This window comes from Paraburkholderia sp. USG1 (assembly GCF_031570135.1).
Taxonomy (GTDB): Bacteria; Pseudomonadota; Gammaproteobacteria; order Burkholderiales; family Burkholderiaceae; genus Paraburkholderia; species Paraburkholderia dioscoreae.
The window spans coordinates 16,438-41,691 of the sequence record NZ_JAMWXW010000031.1; the positions used below are offsets into that span (position 1 = coordinate 16,438).

21 protein-coding genes are annotated in these 25,254 nt (G+C 63.4%); 10 read left to right on the forward strand and 11 right to left on the reverse strand.

All coding sequences use genetic code 11. The features are described 5' to 3' along the window. The first annotated feature begins 220 nt into the window (after positions 1–220). Positions 221–2,035, forward strand: a complete 1,815-nt coding sequence (gene treF / locus NE850_RS31120) for an alpha,alpha-trehalase TreF (protein WP_007177469.1) — start codon at positions 221–223, stop codon at positions 2,033–2,035. A gap of 61 nt (positions 2,036–2,096) precedes the next feature. Here the strand turns inward: treF and katE are convergent, their stop codons facing one another. The 3 genes from katE to NE850_RS31135 all read right to left on the reverse strand — a co-directional run bounded on the left by katE (position 2,097) and on the right by NE850_RS31135 (position 6,247). Continuing rightward, positions 2,097–4,220, reverse strand: a complete 2,124-nt coding sequence (gene katE / locus NE850_RS31125; RefSeq protein WP_007177470.1) for a catalase HPII — start codon at positions 4,218–4,220, stop codon at positions 2,097–2,099. Positions 4,221–4,412: 192 nt separating this feature from the next. Then, positions 4,413–5,309 carry a MipA/OmpV family protein gene (locus tag NE850_RS31130; RefSeq protein ID WP_310699820.1) on the reverse strand — a complete coding sequence of 299 codons (897 nt, stop codon included), beginning with the start codon at positions 5,307–5,309 and terminating at the stop codon, positions 4,413–4,415. Between the two features lie 407 nt (positions 5,310–5,716). Further along, complete coding sequence (locus NE850_RS31135; RefSeq protein ID WP_197740283.1) at positions 5,717–6,247, reverse strand: Lrp/AsnC family transcriptional regulator; 531 nt, start codon at positions 6,245–6,247, stop codon at positions 5,717–5,719. A gap of 163 nt (positions 6,248–6,410) precedes the next feature. Between NE850_RS31135 and NE850_RS31140 the strand changes: the two genes are divergently transcribed. Further along, complete coding sequence (locus NE850_RS31140; protein ID WP_007177473.1) at positions 6,411–7,427, forward strand: 1-aminocyclopropane-1-carboxylate deaminase; 1,017 nt, start codon at positions 6,411–6,413, stop codon at positions 7,425–7,427. Positions 7,428–7,543: 116 nt separating this feature from the next. On the opposite strand, the gene NE850_RS31145 is transcribed toward NE850_RS31140, so the two are convergent. Continuing rightward, positions 7,544–8,434 carry a LysR family transcriptional regulator gene (locus NE850_RS31145; RefSeq protein ID WP_007177474.1) on the reverse strand — a complete coding sequence of 297 codons (891 nt, stop codon included), beginning with the start codon at positions 8,432–8,434 and terminating at the stop codon, positions 7,544–7,546. Positions 8,435–8,564: 130 nt separating this feature from the next. On the opposite strand from NE850_RS31145, the gene NE850_RS31150 reads away from it, so the two are divergent. Further along, a complete protein-coding gene (locus tag NE850_RS31150) occupies positions 8,565–9,290 on the forward strand; it encodes a pirin family protein (RefSeq protein WP_165188502.1) in 726 nt (241 codons plus the stop codon). 135 nt (positions 9,291–9,425) lie between these two features. Then, on the forward strand, positions 9,426–9,839 hold the full coding sequence (locus tag NE850_RS31155) for a DoxX family protein (RefSeq protein WP_007177476.1): 414 nt from the start codon (positions 9,426–9,428) through the stop codon (positions 9,837–9,839). 81 nt (positions 9,840–9,920) lie between these two features. Here NE850_RS31155 and NE850_RS31160 read toward each other — a convergent pair whose 3' ends face one another. From NE850_RS31160 to prpR, 4 genes are all read right to left on the reverse strand, one after another. Then, positions 9,921–11,075, reverse strand: coding sequence for an alkane 1-monooxygenase (locus NE850_RS31160; protein WP_007177477.1), 1,155 nt, complete (start codon positions 11,073–11,075; stop codon positions 9,921–9,923). A 515-nt stretch (positions 11,076–11,590) separates the two neighbouring features. Then, on the reverse strand, positions 11,591–13,183 hold the full coding sequence (gene ahpF, locus NE850_RS31165) for an alkyl hydroperoxide reductase subunit F (RefSeq protein ID WP_007177478.1): 1,593 nt from the start codon (positions 13,181–13,183) through the stop codon (positions 11,591–11,593). A 152-nt stretch (positions 13,184–13,335) separates the two neighbouring features. Beyond that, complete coding sequence (ahpC, locus tag NE850_RS31170; RefSeq protein ID WP_007177479.1) at positions 13,336–13,899, reverse strand: alkyl hydroperoxide reductase subunit C; 564 nt, start codon at positions 13,897–13,899, stop codon at positions 13,336–13,338. Between the two features lie 124 nt (positions 13,900–14,023). Beyond that, positions 14,024–16,060, reverse strand: coding sequence for a propionate catabolism operon regulatory protein PrpR (gene prpR / locus NE850_RS31175; protein ID WP_007177480.1), 2,037 nt, complete (start codon positions 16,058–16,060; stop codon positions 14,024–14,026). Between the two features lie 168 nt (positions 16,061–16,228). Between prpR and NE850_RS31180 the strand changes: the two genes are divergently transcribed. From NE850_RS31180 to NE850_RS31195, 4 genes are all read left to right on the forward strand, one after another. Continuing rightward, a complete protein-coding gene (locus NE850_RS31180) occupies positions 16,229–17,110 on the forward strand; it encodes an oxaloacetate decarboxylase (protein WP_007177481.1) in 882 nt (293 codons plus the stop codon). Between the two features lie 387 nt (positions 17,111–17,497). Continuing rightward, a complete protein-coding gene (locus NE850_RS31185; protein WP_165188506.1) occupies positions 17,498–18,937 on the forward strand; it encodes an MFS transporter in 1,440 nt (479 codons plus the stop codon). Positions 18,938–18,976: 39 nt separating this feature from the next. Further along, positions 18,977–19,411 carry a GNAT family N-acetyltransferase gene (locus NE850_RS31190; RefSeq protein WP_007177483.1) on the forward strand — a complete coding sequence of 145 codons (435 nt, stop codon included), beginning with the start codon at positions 18,977–18,979 and terminating at the stop codon, positions 19,409–19,411. Positions 19,412–19,565: 154 nt separating this feature from the next. Beyond that, positions 19,566–20,222, forward strand: a complete 657-nt coding sequence (locus NE850_RS31195; protein ID WP_007177484.1) for a cation diffusion facilitator family transporter — start codon at positions 19,566–19,568, stop codon at positions 20,220–20,222. Between the two features lie 19 nt (positions 20,223–20,241). Here the strand turns inward: NE850_RS31195 and NE850_RS31200 are convergent, their stop codons facing one another. The 3 genes from NE850_RS31200 to NE850_RS31210 all read right to left on the reverse strand — a co-directional run bounded on the left by NE850_RS31200 (position 20,242) and on the right by NE850_RS31210 (position 23,426). Then, positions 20,242–21,120, reverse strand: coding sequence for a 2OG-Fe(II) oxygenase (locus NE850_RS31200; RefSeq protein WP_310699821.1), 879 nt, complete (start codon positions 21,118–21,120; stop codon positions 20,242–20,244). 113 nt (positions 21,121–21,233) lie between these two features. Next, positions 21,234–21,713: a nuclear transport factor 2 family protein gene (locus NE850_RS31205; RefSeq protein ID WP_165188510.1), complete on the reverse strand. Its 480-nt coding sequence runs from the start codon at positions 21,711–21,713 to the stop codon at positions 21,234–21,236. A gap of 123 nt (positions 21,714–21,836) precedes the next feature. Beyond that, positions 21,837–23,426 carry an MFS transporter gene (locus tag NE850_RS31210; protein ID WP_007177487.1) on the reverse strand — a complete coding sequence of 530 codons (1,590 nt, stop codon included), beginning with the start codon at positions 23,424–23,426 and terminating at the stop codon, positions 21,837–21,839. Positions 23,427–23,533: 107 nt separating this feature from the next. On the opposite strand from NE850_RS31210, the gene NE850_RS31215 reads away from it, so the two are divergent. Beyond that, positions 23,534–24,409 (forward strand): LysR family transcriptional regulator, encoded by an 876-nt coding sequence (locus NE850_RS31215; RefSeq protein ID WP_007177488.1) that lies wholly within the window; start codon positions 23,534–23,536, stop codon positions 24,407–24,409. A 238-nt stretch (positions 24,410–24,647) separates the two neighbouring features. Further along, on the forward strand, positions 24,648–25,196 hold the full coding sequence (locus NE850_RS31220; RefSeq protein WP_232064351.1) for a hypothetical protein: 549 nt from the start codon (positions 24,648–24,650) through the stop codon (positions 25,194–25,196). Positions 25,197–25,254: the final 58 nt, after the last annotated feature.

Sequence of the window (25,254 nt, forward strand, 5' to 3'; positions counted from 1 at the left end):
TTTTTCAGAAGTTCGGTTGATTCGTTTTGTCGCGATACGACGGGCGTAATCATACAGGATGGGGTCTATTTTTGAGATGCCCGCGTGCGGTTTTAGGCTTGCTGGGCGGGGCTGCTGCCGGATCACGCAACTTTGCGCCGGTTGCGTGAGTCAATCGTGCGAGGAATACCAATCCGCCGTTCGATCATTCGATCGCCGCCCCACTTTTATCCGGTAGCCGATGCCTTCTCACGCCTTCGCCACACTCACTCGCGCCCCCCTTCGCACGCTCCTCGCCGCAGTGTTCGTATGGCATGCCTCACTGAGCGGCGCAGCCCAGATTGGCGATTTGCCCTCGACGCCTCGCGGCATCGTGGCCGCCACCGTGCATGTCGAACCGCCCACCCAGGCTTCGCCCGTCGTGCCCATTCCGCCGTCTGAGTATTACCCCACGCTCTATCGCTATGTGCAACTCGCGCATCTCTATCCGGACAGCAAAACGTTCGCGGACATGGTGCCGCTTCGAGCGCCCGCTCAGATCGCCGCCGCGTACGACGCCGCGAAGCAACATCCCCGCTTCAGTCTCGCCGACTTCGTGAAGCACAACTTCACATTGCCCACGCGCACGGCGAAGGCCTATGTCTCCGACCCGAATCAGGACGTGACCGGCCATATCGATACGCTCTGGAACGTACTGCGCCGCGAGCCGGACGCGACCGCGAGCCCGTGGTCCTCGCTGCTGCCGCTGCCGTATGCGTATATCGTGCCGGGCGACCGCTTCGATGAGATCTACTACTGGGACTCGTACTTCATCATGCTCGGCCTCGAACAGAGCGGCCAGCATGCGCTGGTCGTCGACGAACTGAAGAACTTCGCGACCTTGATCGACCGCTACGGCCATATTCCGAACGGCAATCGCACCTACTATCTGAGCCGCTCGCAACCGCCGTTCTTCGCGCAGATGGTGCGGCTCGTCGCCGAAAAAGACGGCGACGCCGTCTACGCGCAATATCTGCCCGAATTGCAGCGCGAGTACGCATACTGGATGGACGGCAGCGAAGGCCTCTCCGCAGGCCACGCGAACCGCCATGTGGTGCGCCTGCCGGACGGCACCCTGCTCAATCGCTATTGGGACGAACGCGCGGCCCCGCGCGACGAGTCGTATCGCGAAGACGTGCTGACCGCGCAGCAGACCCCGCAACGCGACGCCGCGGATCTCTGGCGCAATCTGCGCGCCGGCGGCGAAACCGGCTGGGATTTCAGCTCGCGCTGGTTCGCGGACGGCAAGACGCTCGCCACCGTCGACGTGACCTCGCTCGTGCCCGTCGATCTGAATTGCCTGCTGACCGATCTGGAGCGCACGCTGGCGAAGGCCTACCGTCTGCGCGGCGACGTCACGCATGCGGAAAATATGGAACGGCGCACCGCCGCCCGCGCCGAAGCCATTCGCCGCGTGCTGTGGGATCCGCAGTTGCAGGCATTCGGCGATTACGACTTCGTGCATCGCACGCTGACGCACAGACTCACCGCCGCGACAGTGTATCCGCTGTATACGGGCATAGCCAGCCGTCAGCAGGCAAAGGCTGTTGCCGCCACGTTGCAGCGTGAGTTGCTCCGCCCGGGTGGGCTCGCCACCACGCAAGTGGCGAGCGGCCAGCAGTGGGATGCGCCGAACGGCTGGGCACCATTGCAGTATCTGGCGGTGATCGGCTTGCGCCGTTACAGCGAACCGGCACTCGCGCAAACCATCGCGACACGCTGGATCGAAACCAATGTGTCGTACTACCAGCACACGGGCAAGCTCGTCGAGAAATACGATATCGACGCCGCCACACCCGGCGTCTCGGCGGGCGGCGGCGAATATCCGTTGCAGGACGGGTTCGGTTGGACCAACGGCGTGCTGCGCGCGTTGCTCGCGCTGTACCCGCAGGCGGTGCAGGCCTCGCGTCCCGGCGATCTCCCCGAAGGTCCGGCGGGTGTGTCGGCAGCCGCGGCCGCCGCTGCCGCCGCGCCGAAGAATACGCATCGGCTGGATGGCACGCGGGTGAATCCGTAGCATGAAAAAACCTGGCGGGTCTGCACCTGCCAGGCTTCTTCCGAAACGATTCGACAGACGCTTACGCCGGCACGGTCTCGGCCTGCTGCGCACGCGACCACACGCGGTGCTTCTCGGCTGCCTTGATGAAGGCCTTCAGTACTTCAGCGGCCTGCTTGTCGTCGCCGGTTGCGACGCCGTCGGCATTGTCCGGCAAGTGCGCCGCGGCGAGCACGTCACGCCCCGCGCCGATTGCCGCAATCGCCTTCAGATGCTTGAACGCCTCGAGCACGAAATGCCGCGCGTCGCCCGATTGCGCCAGCGTCTTCGCGCCCTGGTCGCCACCCACCACGATCACCGCGTCGAACATGATCGACGGCAAGCCGGCAATCGTGGCGTCCGGCGCCATGCCGTCGATCGCGGCGAGCGTCGGGGCGATCAACATGGGCGTTGCGCCCTCGCCTTGCAGCGCCTGCTGAAGCTTCCTGATGGCGGCGCCATCGGAACCGGGCGCGGCCAGCAACGCGATCTTGCGGGTCTTGATGCCCGGCTTCACGCGGTTGAGCAGGCTCAGCGCCGGTGATTCCTTGGGACCGGACAGCTTCGCCGTGCCTTTCTTCGGTGTCGGCAAACCCAGCCCGTCGGCCACCTGCGCCGCGAGCCCCGCATCGAAGTTGGCGAGAATCTCGTTCACCACGCGTGCACGAATCTCCGGCTTCGTCACCTTGCCGAGTTCGAACTGATAAGCCGCGGCGATATGGTCTTTCTCGGGCTGGGACATGCTGTTGTAAAACAGCGCGGCCTGCGAGAAATGATCGGCGAACGATTCGCTGCGCACGCGAATCTTGGTGCCTTCCACGCGCTCCTGATAGCTTTCGAAGCCGCCGTCGGACGGCGCCGGATCGGTTTCCTTCGGCCAGCCGCCGCTCAGCGAATTCGGCTCGTACGAGGCCTGGCCGACGTTGATGGTCTGCCGGTGCATTGCGTCACGCTGGTTGTTGTTGAACGGACATACGGGCCGGTTGATTGGAATCTCGTGAAAGTTCGGGCCGCCCAGGCGGCTGATCTGCGTATCCGTGTACGAGAACAGACGACCTTGCAGAAGCGGATCGTTCGAAAAGTCGATGCCAGGCACGACATGGCCCGGATGAAACGCCACCTGTTCGGTTTCGGCGAAGAAGTTGTCCGGATTGCGATTGAGCGTCATTTTGCCGATGATCTTCACCGGCACCAGTTCTTCCGGAATCAGCTTGGTCGGATCGAGCAGGTCGAAGTCGAACTTATGTTCGTCCGCTTCCTCGATGATCTGCACGCCGAGCTCGAACTCGGGAAAGTCCCCCCGTTCGATCGACTCCCACAAATCGCGCCGATGAAAATCCGGGTCTTTACCGGCCAGCTTCTGCGCTTCGTCCCATAGCAGCGAGTACGAGCCCAGCACCGGGCGCCAGTGAAATTTGACGAAGCGCCCCTTGCCTTGCGCATTCACGAAACGGAACGTGTGAATGCCGAAGCCTTCCATGGTGCGCAGGCTGCGCGGGATCGCACGGTCCGACATGGTCCACAGCACCATATGCGCGGACTCGGGCACCAGCGAGACGAAATCCCAGAAGGTGTCGTGCGCGGAACCGCCAGTCGGCATTTCGTTCGGCGCTTCCGGCTTGACCGCATGCACGAAGTCGGGAAACTTGATGGCGTCCTGAATGAAGAACACCGGCATGTTGTTGCCGACCAGATCGTAATTGCCTTCCTGCGTATAGAACTTCACGGCGAAGCCGCGCACGTCGCGCACCGTGTCGGCGGAACCGCGCGGGCCCTGTACCGTGGAAAAGCGCACATACACCGGCGTCTGCACAGCGGGATCCTGCAGAAACGCGGCCTTGGTGTATTCCTGCATCGATTCGTACACCTGAAACACGCCGTGCGCCGCCGAGCCGCGCGCGTGCACGATGCGCTCAGGAATACGCTCATGGTCGAAGTGCGTGATCTTCTCACGCATGATGAAGTCTTCAAGCAGGGAGGGGCCGCGCGGGCCAGCGCGCAGCGTGTTCTGATTGTCGGCGATCTTGACGCCCTGATTGGTTCTCAGCGCCTCGCCTTCTGGATGAACTCGAAACTGTTCGAGATCCTTCGATTTCGGATCCGGTTGCGGCCCATTCGCCGGCGCGTTTTTCGCTACCGGCTTCTGTGCATTCGTTTTACCTGCCATGAGAATCTGCTCCTTGCGTTCGAGGCGTGCCGGCGGGGAAATCCGGTCTAACGCGCCGAATGAAGGCAGCAAACCATGTACCCGCAAACGGCCCGATCGCACGTGCCGTTTGCCGGGTTGCCGATCACTGGCAATGCGGCGCGCTGCATTTGCGCGCCGCTGTCCATGACACTCATACGCAAGAGCGCTGCATCAGAAGCGATAGTTGATGGAAATATCGGCTACGCCATTGGCCTTGCGATGCGTGACGGGACTATTGCCCGCGCTGCCGACCAACTGTTGGAATGCGCCGTCCGCGGTGGCGAACCAATGCTTGTCGAACAGCCACACCGCGCTGATGCCAAAGCCCACCGACTTGAAGCCCGCACTGGCGTGGTATTGCGAAAACTGCGAGTGCGCAGCCTGACTCTGATTCACGCCGAACCAGCTATTCATGTAAGTGGAGTCCGCCAGCGTCACATTCGGACCGGCGAACCAGAAGAACTGCTTCGTGCTGCCCGGCATCGGCATATATGCGCCGAAATCGCCAGTCCAGCCGTTCGAACCGCCGAAATAGCGTCTGACGTCGGCGCGTAACACCAGCGGGAAGTCTTTCGACAGCACGTATTCGCCGGCCAGTTTGATACCCGGCGCCGGATTGATATTGCCGAGACCGTTCAGTTCCTGCGGATCGTCATGGCCGCGCCGTCCGAGGTCGTAGACGGCCGCCACACTGGCGCGCCAGTTCTGGCCTTGCGCGAAGTTGACGCCGAAACCCTCGCCGCTCGATAAGAAGAACAGATCCTTGTAGCGCACGTCGATGCTCGGGCCCGTCATGAGGTGATACCGGTCCGAGCCCTCGTAGCGCGGCTGGAACGACGTCGCCAGCCCAAGGCGTACCTGCCAGTCCGGGATATTGGGCTGCCACATCTTCTGCAGCGGAATACCGACCGAATATTGCCATTCGCCGAGCGGCGAAGGCGTCTGGGCCGAGACCGAAGCCGGGAACACAGCGATACCGCCAATGGTCGCGGCGGCGACCAGCGAAATTGCCGCGATGCCTGCATTATTGCGGAGCCTGCCGCCCCGCTTTCTACGGCTGTTGAACACCACAAATCTCCGATCTCGCGTATCGCGAAGAGAGGGTTATGTTTCGCCCAAGGTCCGCAATGGATAAAAAAACACCCGGGCGGCCGCCGCGTTACTACGCACGGCATGTAATTTTTTCAGCGAACGACGCGCACTACCGGCAAACCCAAGCGATCACAGCCGTAAATCAGGTATTTGTCTAAGCAGACCGTTACGAAAGATTTGCCGATGGACGCACCATTGCAAAATGCGGGCCTGGTGGTTCACGAGCGGGCCCGGACCAGCGCAGACAAGCACCAGACAAGCACGAAATACCCTCGGCCCTCTGTCAAGGGCGCACGGCCCGACCATGGCCGTAGGTCCGACGGCCTGCGCTCCTGCATGAACGGCTTGGCGATGAGACCCACGGCCGCCGGACCGAACGGCGATCACAACGGAAATTTGGTGGTCGAAAGAATTTCCTTAAGCACCATGAACGAGCGGATTTGCCGGACTCCCGGCAAATAGAGCAACTGCTCCGCGTGCAGACGATTGAAACTGTCGCTGTCGCGCGTGCGAATGGTCATGAAATAGTCGAACTCACCGGTCACGACATGGCATTCCATGCAGCCGGTCACGTTCTGCGCCGCCTTCTCGAACTCGGCAAACGATTCCGGCGTGGAGCGATCCAGCACCACGCCGATCATCACCAGCATTCCCGCCCCTGCCGCTTTCGGGTCGATCAGCGCGACGACCGCCTGGATCAGCCCGGATTCCTTGAGCCGCTCCACACGCCGCAAGCATGCAGGCGCGCTCAGCTTGACCCTGGCAGCAAGCGCGACATTCGAAATCGACGCGTCGGTTTGCAGTTGCCGAAGAATCGCGCGATCGATGCGGTCGAGTGATTGCAGCGGATCGGCCCGAACCGCCGCGACCGCAACGGCCCTCTTCTGGTCCTTACGAAGTTTTGTTGCGCTCATAGGCTCGAATTATTCATTTTTATTAATCCATTCCACTCGAAACTTTATTAAAAGTATGACGAGCACAATTCTTTTGCAAGCACATTTCTGGCGGTTCTCCCTACCATTTCATTAACGCGACGCAACGACGTTCGCGTCACACTGACTAAACCACGGAGCTGCCATGAACCTGCAACGATTCCCTCGCTACCCTCTGACTTTCGGGCCGACGCCGATTCAACCGCTGACCCGTTTGAGCAGGCACCTCGGCGGCAAAGTGCATCTGTATGCGAAACGCGAGGACTGCAATAGCGGCCTCGCGTTCGGTGGCAACAAGACACGCAAGCTCGAATATCTGATCCCCGAAGCGCTCGCGCAAGGTTGCGACACGCTCGTGTCGATCGGCGGCATTCAGTCGAACCAGACGCGCCAGGTGGCGGCCGTGGCGGCCCACCTGGGCATGAAGTGCGTGCTGGTGCAGGAAAACTGGGTCAACTATTCGGATGCGGTCTACGACCGGGTGGGCAACATACAGATGTCGCGCATTCTCGGCGCCGACGTGCGCCTCGTATCCGACGGCTTCGACATCGGTTTTCGCAAGAGCTGGGAAGATGCACTGGAAAGCGTGCGAGCCGCCGGCGGCAAACCGTACGCGATCCCCGCCGGCTGCTCGGACCATCCGCTCGGCGGCCTCGGCTTCGCCGGGTTCGCGCAGGAGGTGCGCGCGCAGGAAGCCGAATTGGGCTTCAGGTTCGACTACGTCGTGGTGTGTTCGGTGACCGGCAGCACGCAGGCCGGCATGGTGGTGGGTTTCGCCGCTGACGGCCGTGCCGATCGCGTGATCGGCATCGACGCTTCAGCGAAGCCGGAGCAGACGCGCGAGCAGATCACCCGAATCGCGAAGCACACGGCGGAAAAAGTCGGCCTGGGACGCGATATCACGAGCCGTGACGTCGTACTCGACGAGCGCTTCGCAGGTCCGGAATACGGTTTGCCGAATGAAGGCACGCTGGAGGCGATCCGCTTGTGCGCGCGCATGGAGGGCATGCTGACCGATCCGGTCTACGAAGGCAAATCCATGCACGGCATGCTCGACATGGTGCGCAATGGCGAATTCCCGGAAGGCTCGCGCGTGCTGTATGCGCACCTCGGCGGCGTGCCTGCGTTGAACGGCTACAGCTTTATTTTCCGCAACGGCTAATGGCCGCACAGGCGGCCGGCAATGCCAGGCAGCAGCCGGCGCCCGTCAGGCCAACCGCCGCTTCAACGGTGGCATCGCCGCCTGGTTGAAAAACTCTCGCGCAGCAAACCCAGGCTTCACGCCTTCATGCGCTTCCTCAAGTGCTCCCTCAGGAACTCCACGAGTGCCCGGATCGTGAGGGAGCTTTGCCTGTGCTGCGGATAAACGGCGTAAACACCCGTCGCCGTGGGGAGAAAATCTTCGAGCACCGGCACGAGTTGGCCGCTCCTGAGTGCGTCCGCCACGATAAAATCAGGAAGCCGAACAATCCCCAAACCCGCAATGGCGGCATCGCGCACCAGCTCTCCATTGTTGGCGCGCAGCGGGCCGTGTACCTCGACCCCTTTCGTCACGCCGTCGACGACGAACTCCCAGCTCACGGCCCCGCCATGTCCATACAACAGGCAGGAATGGCGTTCCAGATCGGCGGGTACAGCAGGCGTACCACGGCGCCGCACGTAGCCGGGACTGCAGCATGCCACCACCCGGATATCCACGAGCTTCTGCGCAATCAGCGTGGAATCGGGCAAGGCGCCGATCCGGATTGCCATGTCGAAGCCCTCGCCCACCACGTCGACGGTGCGATCGCTCAAATCCATCTCGAAGCGCACGTCGCCGTGTTCGCGCAGGAACATCGCCACGAGCGGCGACAGGTGCGCCATCCCGAACGACATCGGCGCGCTCACGCGTAACAGTCCGCGTAGCCCGGCACGCCGCAGCGACATGGCCTGCTCGGCGTCTTCGACCTCGCCGAGAATGCGTTTGGCGCGCTCGTAAAACTCCTGCCCGAGGTCCGTCACTGCCAGCTTGCGCGTGTTGCGAATCAGCAATTGCACGCCGAGTGTTTCTTCCAGCGCCATGACCCGCCGGCTGACGAACTGTTTCGACAGCGACAGCCGGTTGGCCGCCGCCGTGAAGTTATGAGCGTCCACCGTGGCGACGAAGATCCGCATGTCGTCGAGCTGCATTCTATTGTCCACTCTTTGGTGACAGTGTTTCCGTTTTAACGACGATTATAGCCATATTAATTGACCTACACTTCGTTTCATGGGTCGCGGACAGACATCTGCTCGGATCGCACAACTCAAGGAGAAGAAGATGCTTGAAATCAGACATGCCAATCAACGCGGCCGCGCGGAGCACGGCTGGCTCAGCTCGCGTCACACGTTTTCCTTCGCGAACTATCACGATCCGAAACAGAACGGCTTCTCCGATCTGCTCGTCATCAACGACGACCGCGTCGCACCGGCCCAAGGTTTCGGCAAGCACCCGCACCGCGACATGGAAATCTTTTCGTACGTGCTGGAAGGTGCGCTGGAACACAAGGACACCATGGGCACCGGCTCGGTGATCGTGCCAGGCGACATCCAGTTGATGAGCGCGGGAACCGGCGTTGCACACAGCGAATACAACCATTCGAAGAGCGAGCCCGTGCACTTTCTGCAAATCTGGATCGCGCCGGGCAAAAAGGCTACGGCGCCGCGTTATCAGCAGCGCCACTTCGGCTCGGACCAGAAACGCGGTGTGTTGCGCCTCGTGCTCTCGCCCGATGGCGCGAACGACTCGCTGGTGCTGCAGCAGGACGCGCGGGTCTATGCCGGTCTCTTCGACAGTGACGAAACAGCGCGGCTCGAACTGGCCGGCAATCGCTATGCTTATGTGCACGTGGCGCGCGGCAGCGTGATCGTGAACGGCGTCGAGTTCAACGAAGGCGACGGAGCGCGGGTGCGCGGCGAGGAAGCGCTAACCTTCACGCAAGGCCGTGACGCGGAAGTGTTGGTGTTCGACCTGCGCGCCATCGAGATGTCGGATCTGTGGGCCTGAGCGGCTCAAGTGAGTTGAGTGTTTCACGTGACGTGAGCGGCCTGACGGTCTGAAGACCCGAGGGTGCAGAACCTGGGCGGGACTCGCCGGAAAACTCCGGCGAGCCTCACTCATCCTATCCTGTGAGAGAAAATCATGCGCTATACGCTATTGGACAATCAGAAAGACGCGGTCATTCTCGTCGCCCGCATTCTGTTGATGGTGCTGTTCATCATGTTCGGCTGGTCGAAGCTCACCGGCTTTTCCGGCACTGTGGCTTATATGACTTCGAGCGGCGCGCCGGTGCCCGGGTTGTCGGCGGTGATCGCCGTAGTGATGGAGTTCGTGGTGGGCATTGCGCTGCTGGTCGGTTTCTTCACGCGGCCACTTGCATTGCTGCTCGCGGTCTACACGCTCGGCACCGCAATCATCGGCCACCATTACTGGAACATGACCGGTGCAATGCAGTACAACAATATGATTCACTTCTACAAGAACATCAGCATCATTGGCGGACTGCTGCTGTTGTGCGTGACCGGCGCCGGAAAGTATTCCATCGACCGGCGTTGATACTGCCCTGGTATGGCACGTTGCAAAGAGAGCCGCCCGGTCGACGCCGGGCGGTTTTTTGCCTGCTCTGAACCGTTCGTACTAGCCCACAAACTGCGCAAGCACGCGCTCGCGAATGGCCGGGCGGATATTCGATTGTGCCATGTTGCCTCGATAGTGCTTGACCACGCGTGGATTCATCACGCGAAACCACAGCGGCGGCACGTAGGCGAGCATGATCATCGTGGCGTAACCCGACGGCAATTGCGGCGCACCGTCGAAATGACGCAGCGCCTGATACGAACGGGTCGGATTCGCGTGATGATCCGCGTGACGCTGCAACTGATACAGAAAAAGATTAGTCACGATGCGGTTGCTGTTCCACGAGTGCTGCGGCTGGCAACGCTCATAACGGCCGCTCGCGAGTTGCTTGCGGCCGAGCCCGTAGTGCTCCAGATAGTTGACCACTTCGAGCAGCGACGCACCGTATACTGCCTGAATCAGCAGGAACGGAATCACTGCTTTGCCGAATAGCGCGATCATCGCGCCCCACAGCACCACCGTCATTGCCCACGAATGCAGAATCTCGTTGCGCCACGTCCACGGCGACTTGCCGAGGCGCGCGAGGCGATGTTTTTCGAGCCGCCACGCCGACGCGATGCTGCCCAGAACCGTGCGCGGCAGAAAGGCCCAGAACGATTCGCCGTAGCGCGCGCTGGCCGGGTCGGGCGGCGTCGCCACGCGCACATGGTGCCCGCGATTGTGTTCGACGAAGAAGTGACCATAAGCGACCGGCGCCAGTGTGATTCTGGCGAGCCATCGCTCGAAGCGATCGGTCTTGTGGCCGAGTTCGTGTGCCGTGTTGATCGATACGCCGGTCGCCGCACCGAGCGAGAGCGCAAAGCCCAGGTAGTCATACCACGCGAGCGCATGCGTGCCCACGATCCATAACGCGCCGAAAAACGACACGTACTCGATGAACGTGGCGAGATAAACGACGCGGCGGTAATAGCGCTCTTTTTCGAGTGCCGGGACGATGTCTTCCGGCGGATTGCCAGGGTCGTCGCCGATCAGATAATCGAGCACCGGAATGATGCCGAACACGAAAATCGGCCCGAACCACCAGAAGATATGCCAGCCGGTGTGCAGCGCCAGATTCGCGGCGTGCAGCGGCAAGGTGATCGTGAGCGCGCCGAGCAGCCACCAATAACGCTTGCCGTCGACCCACCGCGCGAGCGCCGCTTGCGATGTTGCCATTGTCTCCCTCCTTGTTTTATGTACCCGGTGTCCGTGTGCGGCGGCAGGGCGCGCACGCAGGTCGGCGGGATTTCTGCCGACTCCCAGATTTATATGGCCTGGCGAGCGGGATAGCCAAGGAATTGGCCTAGGTGCGGGGCTCCAAACAGAAGGGTTGTTGAAGAGGCGTGCGGAGTGGGAGACGAGCGGGCGAATGAAACGGGTGTTGGAAAAGGCGCGCCGGACCCGCCTCATCTGCGCGTTCCCGCGGTCGGGACGTACGGTCGCTTGCTTCTAGCGCTTCCAGCGCTTCTAATTCATACAATCACGCATCAAGACTACGTACGAGCGGGTGCGAAAAACGTAGCGCTGCCCGTAAGATCGGGTTCCACCCGGAGTGGAAACTGTGCGAAGGCACACGGAGAACCCCGCATACGACGGTTGCCGGAAGGCGGCCATCGGTTTTTGTAGTGGCGCCAAGGCAAGCAAAAACGGCGGCCCAAAGGCCGCCGTCCACTTTTCCCACCACCACTAAATCAAACCGCTACTTCAGCCTCGGTTTCACTGACCACTTCCACTTCTTCGCTATTACGGATCAGGTAATCGAATGCCGAGAGCGATGCCTTTGCGCCCTCTCCCACGGCGATCACGATCTGCTTGAACGGAACCGTAGTCACGTCGCCGGCGGCGAATACACCCGGCACCGAAGTCGCACCGCGCGCATCGACGACGATCTCGCCGTGCTTCGACAACTCGACCGTGCCCTTGAGCCACTCGGTGTTCGGCACGAGACCGATCTGCACGAATACGCCTTCCAGTTCGACCTGCTTCACTTCGCCCGAGCGCAGATCCTTGTAGACCAGACCGTTGACCTTCTTGCCGTCGCCGGTGATTTCCGTGGTCTGCGCCTGCGTGACGATCGTCACGTTAGCCAGGCTGCGCAGCTTGCGTTGCAGCACTTCGTCGGCACGCAACGTAGCGCCGAACTCGAACAGCGTCACTTCACGCACGATACCCGCGAGGTCGATGGCCGCTTCAACGCCCGAATTGCCGCCGCCAATCACCGCAACGCGTTTGCCTTTGAACAGCGGACCATCGCAGTGCGGGCAATACGCCACGCCGTGATTGCGATACTCTCGCTCGCCCGGCACATTGATTTCGCGCCAGCGCGCGCCCGTTGCCAGAATGATCGTCTTCGCCTTCAGCACGGCGCCGTTCGCGAGACGAATTTCGTTGATGCGGCCCGGAATCAGCGCTTCGGCGCGCTGCACGTCCATGACGTCGACTTCGTAGCTCTTCACGTGCTGTTCGAGCGCCGCGGCGAACTTCGGCCCTTCGGTTTCCGTCACGGAGACGAAGTTCTCGATGGCCAGCGTATCGAGCACCTGACCGCCAAAGCGCTCCGCCACCACGCCCGTCGCGATACCCTTGCGCGCCGAGTAAATCGCCGCAGCCGCCCCCGCGGGACCGCCGCCGACGATCAGCGTATCGAACACCGGCTTCTTTTCCAGTTCCTTCGCGGCACGCGCACCGGCGTTCGTATCGAGCTTCGCGAGAATTTCCTTCACGCCGCTGCGGCCCTGGCCGAACACTTCGCCGTTCAGGAACATGGTCGGTACCGCCATGATCTGGCGCGCTTCGACTTCATTCTGGAACAGGGCGCCGTCGATCGCCACGTGGCGGATGCGCGGGTTGATCAGCGCCATCACGTTCAGTGCCTGGACGACTTCCGGGCAGTTCTGGCATGACAGCGAAAAATACGTTTCGAATTGATAGTCGCCGTCGAGATTGCGGATCTGTTCGATCACGGCGTCTTCGAGTTTGACCGGATGGCCGCCGACCTGCAACAGCGCGAGGACGAGCGACGTGAATTCATGACCCATGGGAATGCCGGCGAAACGGATGCCCGTTTCCTTGCCCGGCTCGCCGATCGAAAACGACGGCTTGCGCTCGGCGTCGCCACGACGCTCGATCACGGTGACGCGGTCCGACAACGTCGCGATATCGTTCAGCAATGCCAGCAGCTCTTGCGATTTTGCGCTGTCGTCCACCGACGCGACGATCTCAATAGGCCTGCTAACCTTTTCGAGGTACGTTTTCAACTGAGTCTTGAGATTGGCATCAAGCATGGCTATTCGATTCCGTGACGATGGGTGTTGGGTTCCCGGCGCCGCACGCGTCCGGATAGAACTGGTGCGGTCCGGGGACGTGCGAACCACTGTAAGAAGCGGCCCGCACGGTGATGCGCCGCGAGGCGCCTACTGCGTCAGGTCGTGAGACCTTAGATCTTGCCGATCAGGTCCAGCGACGGGGTCAGCGTTTCAGCGCCCGGCGTCCACTTGGCGGGGCACACTTCACCCGGGTGAGCCGCGATGTATTGCGCCGCCTGCACCTTGCGCAGCAGTTCGCCCGCGTCACGGCCGATGCCGTTGTCGTGAATTTCGGCCACTTTGATCTCGCCTTCCGGGTTGATCACGAACGTGCCGCGCAGCGCCAGGCCTTCTTCTTCGATCAGCACGTCGAAGTTGCGCGAGATGGCGAGCGTCGGGTCGGCGACCATCGGGTACTTGATCTTCTGGATCGTGTCCGACGTGTCGTGCCATGCCTTGTGGGTGAAGTGCGTATCCGTCGAGACGCTGTAGATTTCAACGCCGAGCTTCTGGAATTCGGCGTAGCGATCGGCCAGGTCACCCAGTTCGGTCGGGCAGACAAACGTGAAGTCAGCCGGATAGAAAACGAAAACCGACCACTTGCCCTTCAGGCTTTCTTCAGTGACGGTCACGAATTCGCCGTTGTGATAAGCCTGTGCTTTGAACGGTTTGACTTGACTATTGATGATCGGCATTTGCTGAGTCCTCTTTCGGAGTGGTTGGAAGTGGAGTCAGTATGTCAGACGACGCTTAATAGGTAAAGCGGATTGTATTAATCATAGCGATAGTCTGACGCTATCCGAAGATTCCCGATCGCGGTCATCCGGTGGAGGGGTCTTTCATGAGACGCCAGAGGGTGGTCCGGCCGATTCCCAGCGCCCGGCTTGCCGCAGCGCGGTTGCCGCCGGCCTTCTCAAGGGCGTGCAGAACGTCCTCACGGGTCGGGCTTACGCGCGCCGGGGTGGTTTCGGCGGTGGCATGTGAACCGTTCGACCCGTTCGCCCCGCCTGGACCCTCTGCGCCGCTTGCGTTTTCCCTAGCGGCCGCCCGCTGCTCCATGCGTCCGAACTCTGGAAACACCGCCCGCCAATCCAGACCGGCTTCGCCGCCGGGATAGATCGCAGCGCGCGTCAGCAGATTTTCCAGCTCCCGCACATTGCCGGGCCACGCGTAGTGCGCGAACAGCGGCGCGAGAAACGCCAGCACCCGCTCGAGCGCGGCCTCCGACAAGCCATATTGGAGCGCGCCGCGGCTTAACAAGTGCCGCGCCAGTTGTGGAACATCTTCACGCCGTTCGCGTAGCGGCGGCAATTCTATCTGAAGCAGATTCAGACGAAAATACAAATCCGCACGAAACGCGCCCTGCTCGACCAGTGCGTGCAGGTCGCGGTGCGTGGCGGCGATTACCCGCACGTCGACCGGCGTGGCCCGTCCCGAGCCGAGCTTCATCACCTCGCGCTCCTGCAGAACCCGCAGCAGACGGCTTTGCAGCGCCGCCGGCATCTCGCCGATTTCGTCGAGGAAAATCGTTCCTGTGTGCGCGATTTCGAAGAGCCCCGGCTTGCCGCCACGCCGCGCGCCGGTGAACGCGCCTTCCTCGTGGCCGAACAGTTCACTTTCGATCAGCCCCTCGGGCAGCGCCGCGCAATTGAACGCGACGAACGGATTGCCGCGCCGCGGGCTCGCATTGTGGATGCCCTGCGCGACCAGTTCCTTGCCGGTTCCGCTTTCGCCGGTGAGGAGCACGGTGGCGTCGTGCGCCGCGCCCGCGCGCGCCAGACGCCGCACCCGCTCGAGCGCCGCCGAGTTGCCGATCAGATCGTCCAGTTGATGCCGCGCGACCAGATGCTTCGGCCGCTGGCTGGTCCGCAGCGAGCGGTCGATCCGCTGCGCAACCAGAGCATCCTGCAGCGTCACGACCGACCCGGAGCGCACGCCCTGCTCCACGATCGGCAAGCAGTTGACGATCAGCGCGCGGCCGCCGATCTGCTCGATCCGTTCTTCGATCGGCGTATCGTGCTCCAGCGTCTCGCGCAGCAGCGGCCCGACGGCGCGCTCCACCTGCCCCGGCACGTCCCGCTCGCGGTCGAGGCCGAGCAGATCGAGCATGGCCGGATTGACGGCTTCGACCTGGCCGGCTTCGTCGAAAGCAGCGACGCCGTCGCGCAGATGCGCCACGATCGTGTTCAGGCGCACGCGCTTCGATTCCTTCTGGCGGCTCACGCGCGCCAGTTCGACCGAGCGTTCGAACGCTTCTTCGACCGCGCCGAGCGAATACAGGAAAACGCTCGCGAGGCCCGCCTGCTGGGCAAAATCGCAAGCCATGCCGGGCCCGATGATGACGCTGCAGCCTTCGGCGGCGAGATTGTCGACCGCGAGCCGCACTTCGTCGATCGAGCGGTAGGCGCGCTGTTTCAGGCCGACTTTTAGCCAGGCGCTCAGGTCGCTCAGTTCGTGCGAGATCGTTTCGTGCAGCACGAGGCCGATCTGCGCATTGGGCCACGTGGTCGTGGCGCGGGTGATCGCGCCCAGCACGTCAAAGCCGTTCACCTTGACCATCACCACCGGCACGTTCAGGTTGTCGCGCAGGTAGGCGCCGTTCGATCCGGCGGCCAGCACCACGTCGACCGAGCCGGCGTCCACGTAGGCTTGCAAGGCGGTGACGGCGGCGCCGTAGCCTTCCCGAACCGAAAAGAATTTCGCGCGCCCGGCGTAGCGTGGCGCGACGGTCTCGCAAAGCGACCGCAACCGGCTGATACTCACCAGTGCGACGCCGGGGCGGCCCGGATCGGAATTCGTAAAGGATGACGTGAAAGTGGACACGGCGGCACTCCGCTCTACATTGGAACGTTCCATGAAACGTTCCACGGAACACCACGCCCATTGTGCCACGAAGCGCCGTGCCGCTGCTTGCCCGCTAACCTGTTGATTGTCCGAAACAAATCGCCGACGCCGCCAAATGGCACGCTTCCTGCAAAACAACGCCTACGTATATCTGCCCTTTTCTTCTGGAGACACACCGTCATGAGCACTTCCGCTACCCGCCGCGCCGCCTTCCGCGCCAAAGTCAACGAACGCCAGGGCCTGCTCGTGCCCGGCGCCTTCAATGCGATGAGCGCGCGCGTGATCGAGGACGCCGGCTTCGAGGCGATCTACATCACAGGTGCAGGCGTCACCAACATGTCGCTCGGCCTGCCGGACCTCGGGTTCATCGGCCTTGCCGAAGTGGCTGAACACACGGCGCGGATTCGCGACGCGGTTGCGCTGCCGCTGATCGTCGACGCCGACACCGGCTTCGGCAACGCGCTGAACGTGCGCCAGACGGTGCGCGTGCTCGAACGCAGCGGCGCCGACGTGATCCAGTTCGAAGACCAGATCATGCCGAAGAAATGCGGCCACTTCTCCGGCAAGGAAGTGGTAAGCGCAAGCGAGATGGTCGGCAAGATCCGCGCGGCCGTGGACGCCCGCGAAGACGGCAATCTGCAGATCATGGCGCGCACCGACGCGGCCGCGGTCCACGGCATCGAGGACGCGATCGAGCGCGGCCACCGGTTTATCGAAGCCGGCGCCGACATTCTGTTTATCGAAGCGACCGAATCGCTGGCGGACATCGAACGTCTGCCGGGCCTGTTCGACAAGCCGCAACTGATCAATATCGTGATCGGCGGCAAGACGCCGGTGCAATCGCGCGAAGCACTCGCCAAACTCGGTTACGGCATCGTGCTGTACGCGAACGCGGCGCTGCAAGGCGCGGTGCTCGGCATGCAGCGCGCACTCGGCACACTGAAGAGCAATGGCCGCCTCGACGAGGACGCCACGCTCGTCGCGCCGTTCAGCGAACGCCAGCGCCTCGTCAACAAGCCGCTGTACGACAAGCTGGACCGCGAGTACGCCGCGAAAGACTGAGCGGCGCATAGAAGACAGTATTTCCGGTAAACGGGCGCACGGGCAGGCCGGCTTGCAGGCACGCCGCGTGCGCCCGCTGCCTTGCACGCGGCGGCGACAATGATCTCCGCCAGCGGTATGGCGCCATTTATTGCGTTAGGATTCAGGGCTAGCGCTCGCGTGCCGACCTGGATGGCGTCGCCGGCGCGTCACCCGCGGGCGCGATCGGGTCGCTCGTCCGCCTCGTCCACTTCGTCCACTTCGTCCGGATGCCGGAAACACGTTTTCGAAAGGTAGTCGCAAGAACATGAAGGCCAAACCACCGCGCCCAGCGCGTCGGCACGCCCACGGCACCGGCGCCCACACGGGTTCGCACGGCGCTGCACGCAGCGCGGCGGGAACAGCGCAATGAGCGGCAACGAGACACGCACCGCGCATGTCGGCTGGCTGCCGTATATCGTCGCGGCCACCTTCTTCATGGAGTACCTCGACACCACCGTGATCGCCACCGCGTTGCCGCAGATGGCGCATTCGTTCGGCGTCGGTCCCAACAGTCTCAGTCTCGGCATGACGGCCTACATGCTGGCGCTGGCGATCTTCATTCCGGCAAGCGGCTGGGTCGCCGACCGCTGCGGCTCGCGCACCGTGTTCTTCAGCGCGATCGGCGTGTTCACCGTGGCCTCCGTGCTATGCGGTCTCTCGCAGAACGTCGTGGAGTTCACCGCGGCCCGTCTGTTGCAAGGCATGGGCGGCGCGATGATGGTGCCGGTGGGCCGCCTGATCGTGGTCCGCAGCACCGAAAAAAGCCGCATGATGCAGGCGATTTCCACCATTACGTGGCCGGCGATTGCGGCGCCCGTGGTCGGGCCTCCGATCGGCGGTTTCATCACGACTTACGCGTCGTGGCGCTGGATCTTCCTGCTCAACGTGCCGTTCGGCCTCGCGGCAATGGCCGTTGCGCTCGCGCTGGTGCCCAACCTGCGCGGCACCGAGCGCAAGCCGCTCGACGTGGTCGGCCTGCTGCTGAGCGGCGCGACCTTGACGGCGATTCTGTACGGCGCGGAACTGGCGAGCCAGCCCGGCGAAAATCCGTGGGTGGCCGGCGCGATTATTCTCGGCGGATTGCTGATGGGCGTGGTGGCCTTCCAGCATGCGAAGCGTCATCCGCATCCGCTCGTCGACGTCTCGACGCTGAAGATCCCGACCTTCTCGGTCACTGTGGTGACGGGTTCGTTCACGCGCATCGGCATCGGCGCGGTGCCTTATCTGATGCCGCTGCTTTTCCAGGTGGGCTTCGGCCTGTCGGCGTTCAAGTCGGGGCTGTTGCTGCTCGCGAGCGCGCTCGGCAACCTCGGCATGAAGGCGCTGACCACGCGCATCCTGCAGCGTTACGGTTTCCGCATGGTGTCGATCGTCGACGTGACGGTGGCCGGCGTGTTCATCATCGCATGCGGACTGCTCACGCCGAACGTGCCGCTCATGCTGGTGCTGTTCGTCGTATTCGTCTACGGCGTGGCGCGTTCGATGCAATTCTCCACGCTCGCCACGCTGGCCTATGCCGACGTCGCGCAACCGCAGATGAGCGCGGCCAGCACGCTGTGGAGCGCGGCGGCGCAGATGACGATCGGTCTCGGCATTGCGTTCGGCGCCGTGTCGCTGCGCGCGGCGGCCTTCTTCAACGGCGAGACCACGGGCCGCATTTTCACGCTCGACGATTTCCGCCTCGCGTTTCTGTTCGCGGGCGTGGTGACGCTTGTATCGGTGACGGGTTACATGGGCCTCGCACGCGATGCCGGACAGAGCATAGGCGGCGGGTCGCGAGGCAGCGAGGATCCGGCGAAGGGTTGACGTCGGCGCGCGCTTTGACAGAACAGGCGGAGATACGCGGTGCAAACACACGAGCTGACGATTTCGAGCAACAAGGCAGATCTCGAGATGGAGACGGTCTACACGTTTTTGTCGCAAGAGACCGCGTGGGCCAAGGGCATGCCGCGCCAGACTTTCGAGCGGGCCGTCGCGGGCTCGCTATGTTTCGGCGGCTATATCGAAGGCCGGCAGGTCGCGTTCGCGCGACTGATTACGGACGGCGCGACCTTCGCGTACCTGTGCGATGTGTTCGTGCTGCCGGATTATCGCGGCAAAGGATACGCATCCACATTGATGAAGCACGTGTTCGCCAGTCCGTCGCTCCAGGGTTTGCGAAGAATCGTGCTGGTGACGACAGACGCGCATCACGTGTACGAGCCGCATGGCTTCACGGGGCTCGCGAATCCGGAACGCTATATGGAGTTGCATAACCCGGACGTCTACAGGACGGCCTGAGCGCGACGCGAGCGAGGCCCCCGCGCTGTCATCGGCATGCCACGTTGGACGGTTAATTTGCTGCGAGAATAGCAACCGCAGAAAAACCGTCCCCAGCCCATGCCACAGCATTCCGCGCGCGACAGCCGCAGCGATTCCCTCAACGGCGGCTGCCTTGTTTAAGGCCGCTTCCGCCAGCGCGCTGCTCAATGCTTTCCTTTCGGCGATGCAGATCGCCATTGGCTTCATGGCGGATTCGGACGGCCTCTTTGCCGACGGCGTCCACACCTTGAGCGACCTCGCCGCCGATAGCGTCGTGCTGATCGTGCTGTACCTCACCACCAGACACCAGCGTGCGAAGCCGCGCATGGTCGGCAACAGCGCCGACCGCGGCATCGAGCAGGCACTGGCCGCGCTGTTCATCGCCGCCGTGCTGACGATCACCGCCGTCGATATGCTCTGGAGCAGCATCGCACAAACCTCCACACTGAGCGGCGGCACCGCGTTGCATATCGGCGCGCTCGCGGTCAGCGGTTTCGTGATGCTCGCAAAGGAAGCCCTGTTTCGCTATTTGCGGGCCGAAGGCGCGCGCACCGGTTCGGCGATTCTGCTGGCAAGCGCGTGGCATGCGCGTGTCGACGCGGTGTCTGCGTTGGTCGCAACCTTGGGCCTGGCCGGCAGTCTGGCCGGCATGCCGATGCTGGATCACATTGCCGGCGCGGCGATCGGTCTGATGATCATGCGCATGGGCTACACAAGCGGCCGCGGCGCGTTGAAACAACTGTTCGCCAGCGCGCCGGGCACCGCCCCCGCCGGTCAGGCGGCTGAATAGAACCTGGGACCGGCTTGCGTCAGCCGTAAGCGCGTTCGCGCATCCACTTCGTCATGATCCATTTGTCGCCGGAGAGCACCGGCGCACCGCCGTGCAAGGTCAACGGATCGAGTTGACGCCGGCCGTTCATATAGCGGAAATACACCGCGCCGCCCTGGGTTGCCGCGACCGACATGCCCGCTTCCGGGAAAATCGTTTCGCCGCCGTCGGGCACGTCGTTCAGATAGATCACGAGTGTGGCCACGCGCTGGCCGCCCTGCGCGGTGTGCACCGTGCTGCCGGGTTGATCGGGCGGGAAGTAGTCGAAATGCGGGCGGTATTCGCCGGTCGTGCCGTAGCGCAGAAGCTGCAAGCCTTCGCCGTTTTCGACCGGCCAGTTCATCAGACTCGAAATGCGCCGGTCCATCCGCTCGATGAACGGATCTTCGCCGCGCTGATACCAGATCCCTTCGCTGGTGCGATTGCGGATCACGTCTTCCTTGCCGGTGGCCGGATTCACCGTGGTGGAGCGTTTCAACCGATGCCGCGAGCGTTCGATCATCTCCGTGCATTCGTCGGGCGACAGCACATCGGCGAACACGATCATCTGCGGCCGCTCGCAGCGCATCACCACACGCACGTCGCGATCGTACGCCCGGATCAGATTGCCGCGCGCAACGGGCGGATCGTCGTACTGATAGGTTTGCGGCGCGGCTTTGGCAAGCGCAGCCTCGGTCGCCGCCGCCGCGGCAAAGGCGGGATTCGCCGGGTTCTGGCCGAAGGTTTTATGCACGGCCACGCGCGCGGCGTCGGTGGCGAAACCGGCCTGCACCATCGCGTCGATCATCGAACCCGGACTGCAGCCGCGCGCCACGTTGCTGCTCAGCCACTCTTCCCATGCGGCATCTACTACTGGCATAACTTCCTCGCTCGTCCGCTTGAAGAAATACAGCATCACTTCGCTGAATGATAGCAAGCGTGCGCTGACGGACGCGGGTCTTGGCTCCTGGCTCTCGGCTCCCGGCCCGACATTCAGGCGCGCGGTTGCCGGCGCCGGTAGATGTCGAGGCCCTTTCGCGCCTGGGCGCGGATTGCGCGCTGCACGAGCGGCGACCAGCCGAGCAGCGTTCCTTTGAGGCCCAATGCCTGACGCGTCCAGCTCCATAAATCGAAGCTGTCGCGATGTTCGACGATGCGACCGTCGCGGAACACGAAGCGGGCGTCGATGCGGTTGACCACCGCGCGCCCCGTCTGACTGAAGAGATAACTGGCGACCCAGCGGGCGCGGCCGCTACGGTCGTCCGCTTCGACGCCCTCGAACGTCAGCGAGAAATCCTGCGCGCGTGCCACCAGCATGCGCCACATGTCGCGCGCTTCGTCGCCGTGCAACTCGCCGAAGGCGGGGTCGCTGAAGACGACGTCGTCGGCATAACAGGCCACCATGTTTTCGGCGTCGCGTTGCTGAAACGCCCTGTAGAAACGCTGGATCAGTTCGGTGTTGGGATGGCTCATTGTTTTGATATCGTGCGTTGCCCGGTTATGAAGGCGATCCGGAAAGCGGCCCGCCAGACAATAGACGGCGGACACGCAGCACACGATATCGGAAAACCACGCCCACGGGGGCGACGCGGCGTCCTATCCGTTCGACGTCACGCCACGCGCCCGCGCGGCTTCGCCCCTGCCGGCCAGCAGCCAGACACCGGCCGCGATCGACACCGCGACGGCCGCGGCAAGCCCCAGCGCGGCGGCAAAGCCGCTCGCAAAGCTCGCGTGCGCCGCTCCCAGCAGCATGGTCCGCACAGCAGGCGGCAGCGTCGCGGTGGCCTGCGCGGCATCGCCGGCCAGCACGCGCGACATGAAGCCGGCATCGAGGGCGCCTTTCACCTCGGCGGTGAGCGGCACAGCCGCGACGAACGCCGTGCGGGTGCGCGCCGCGAGCACTGCGCCGAGCACCCCGACCGACATGACGATGGCCGTGAAGCGCGTCGTCGTGCTGATACCGGAAGCCATGCCGGTCCGATCCGGCGGCACACAGGCCATGATCGCCTTCTGCGTGTCGCCGTTCAGAATCCCCGCGCCGAGTCCCGTCACGATCATGCCGAAGGCGACCAGCAGATAGCGCGCGCCGTCCGCAGTCAGCGCCGTCAGCAGATTGCCGAGCGCGATCAGCAACAGGCCCGTGGACAGCAAGCTCATGCTCGACATACGCTTGCCGAGCGCAGCGCCAATGTACGGTCCGAGCACCATCGAAAGCGCGAACGGCAGCATGCCGACACCCGCGGCCACGGCCGACAGACCGAACGCGTTCTGCAAATACAGCGGCAAGAACGTCATCATCACCTGTGCGCAGGCGGCGTAACCGAACATGGCGAGCACCGCGGCGACAAAGCGCGGCTGCCGGAACAGCGCGAGATCGACCATCGCATGGGCGCGCAACCGTTGCACCTGGACAAAGGCGCCGAACAGCAGCGCGCAGGCCGCGAGCCGCGTGGCGGTGGGCCAACTCGCGAGGCCGTCGGCGGGCACCTCGATCAACGCCCAGATGCCGAGCGCCAGCGCAATGCCGAACAGAAGGCTGCCGGCGATATCGAGCGGACCGGGGTTCGGATTGCGCGACTCGCCGATCGCACGTGAGGTGCACCACGCGAGCACCGCGCACACCGGCAGATTCAGCAGAAAGATCCAGCGCCAGCCGAGCCATTGCGTGATGACGCCGCCCACCAGCGGCGCGACCGTGGTGGCGAGGCCCATGCAGGTGCCCCACACGGCCCACGCGCGCACGCGGGACGGGCCCTCGCGAAACGTGTTCGCGATCACGGCAAGCGCGGCGGTGAGCAGCATCGCGGCGCCAACGCCTTTGACCGCGCGCGCGGCGTTCAACACCGCTGCCGTCGGCGCCACGCCGCAACCGAGCGACGCCAGAAAAAACACCGCGAGCCCGAGCAGCAGCATTTTCTTGCGGCCGACGCGGTCGGCGAGACCGCCCGCGGGCAGCAGGCACGACGCGAACGCGACCATATACGCGCTGACGACCCATTCGACGTCGGCGAAACTCGCGTGGAACGAGCGCGCGATCGAGGGCAGCGAGACCGCCACGACATTGGTGTCCAGCACGATCAGCGCGCAGGTGGCCGACGCCGTGGCCAACACGAAGGCGGGATTGACGGCTCGCGCCGATGGTGGCGATGACGGCGGCGCTGCGCGGCGTGCGAAGAGAGGCGGCATACAGACAACTATGACGGGTGGAAAGTCACCTGATAGTAGCGAAGCCTCTATTAACTGTCATTGGCATAAAATCACAGAATAATTAGTTTATTGGAAATACAGAAATCATGCGGCAACTCGAACTCCGCCATATCCATGCTTTCGTCTGCGTCGCGAAACAGCTTCATTTCTCGCGCGCCGCCGAAGAATTGGGGATCGCCGCGCCGTCGCTGACCAAGCTGATTCAGGAGGCTGAACGGCTGCTCGGCGTGCGGCTCTTCCATCGCACCAAGCGCTCGGTGGCGCTGAGCGCGGCGGGCAGCGCGTATCTCGCCGAGGCGCGCGTCGCGCTCGATCACCTCGCGCGCGGCGAAGAGCGCGCGGTGCTGGCCGAGCGCGGCGAACTCGGGCGGATCGAAGTCGGCTACGTCGCGTCGGCGGCTTATGCGGGCGTGTTGCAGCGGGACGTGGGCGGATTTCGAGGCTCGCATCCGGGCGTCGACATTTCGATCCGCGAGGTGCCGATGGACAACGTTGCCGCCATGCTGCGCGACGGCCTGCTCGACGCGGCCTACGTGCGCCCACCCATGCCGCTCGCCGACGGCATTCAGGCCACGACTGTGCATCGCGACCAGTTCGTCCTCGCGCTGCCGGCCGACTGCGCGCTGGCGGCCTCGGCGAGCATCAGGCCGGCGCAACTGCGCGACCAGTGCTTCGTGCTGCCGGAACAGGAAGCCGGCACTTTCGAAGTGGCACGGCGCGGCCGTTTCTCAGCGCGGCTCGGACCGCGCCCCGGCACGCTCGCGTCGGTGCTGGCCTGTGTGTCGCTAGGCGGCTATGTCGCCGTCGTGCCGCATACGCTGGCCGACTGCATCGCGTTGCCGGGTGTGGTGTACCGCGCTATCGCCGGTCAACCCATCGCGTCGGAGATCGCGATTGCGTTCCGGAAGTACGAACGGGCCCCGGCCGTGAAGGCATTTCTCGACTTCGCCAGGCGCAAGTGATGCCGGTCTGAAACCGGCGCAGCGCACCGGCAAACGGCTTCTGTTCAACACGCCAGCCTCGTTTCGTTATATCCTGCGGAATATCACGGTAGCCTTCGTGGTGCGTGGCCGTGCGTCTTCCGGAGCGTATTCAGCCGGTCTGTCAGCCGCGCGCGACGAGGCAAAACCAGCAAAGCAGGAGCCAGCAGCGGTGCGCAGCCGATCCAATTCAACCCGCCCGGCAGGACGCCTTGGGCGCTTGCCGAACGAGCTTTCGTCGACCATCGTCGCGGTGAAGTCGGCGTCCGAGCGCGGCCGCGCCGAATCGATCCGCGATGTGGTCGACGCCTACCGGCGTCTCTACGGCAGCGTGCAGCGTTTCGTGCTGATGCTGACCGACGACCGGTTGAATTTCGCCTCGGTCGGCACGTCCGGCTCGCACTCGCTGAACCAGTTGCTGTCGATCCTCGCCGAGCACGCAAGAGGTGCCGCTTTCGTGCGTCTGCGCGATCTGAAAGCGGCGATCGAGGAAGCGCGCTCCGCTGAACAACTGCGCGACGCGATTTTTTCGGACCTGTTCAGCAACGATCTGGCGGCGCTGCGCAAGGTGGTCGCCGAACTCGAACGGCTCGATGCGGCCTTTGTGGGCCTGTGCGTCGGCCACGTGCTCGAACAGCACGCGCGGACGGTGGACGAAACGGGGCCGGCCGGCGGCAAACGTGCCAACGCTTCGAGCAGAACGGACACCGCTGCGCTCCGGCGCAAGACGCGCGTCGCCGAGCCCGCCCTCGCCCGCTCCAACGACTGATTCGCGACCGCCGCAAATGAACGCCTTCAAATGAACGCTTTCTCTCGTCCACCGTTAT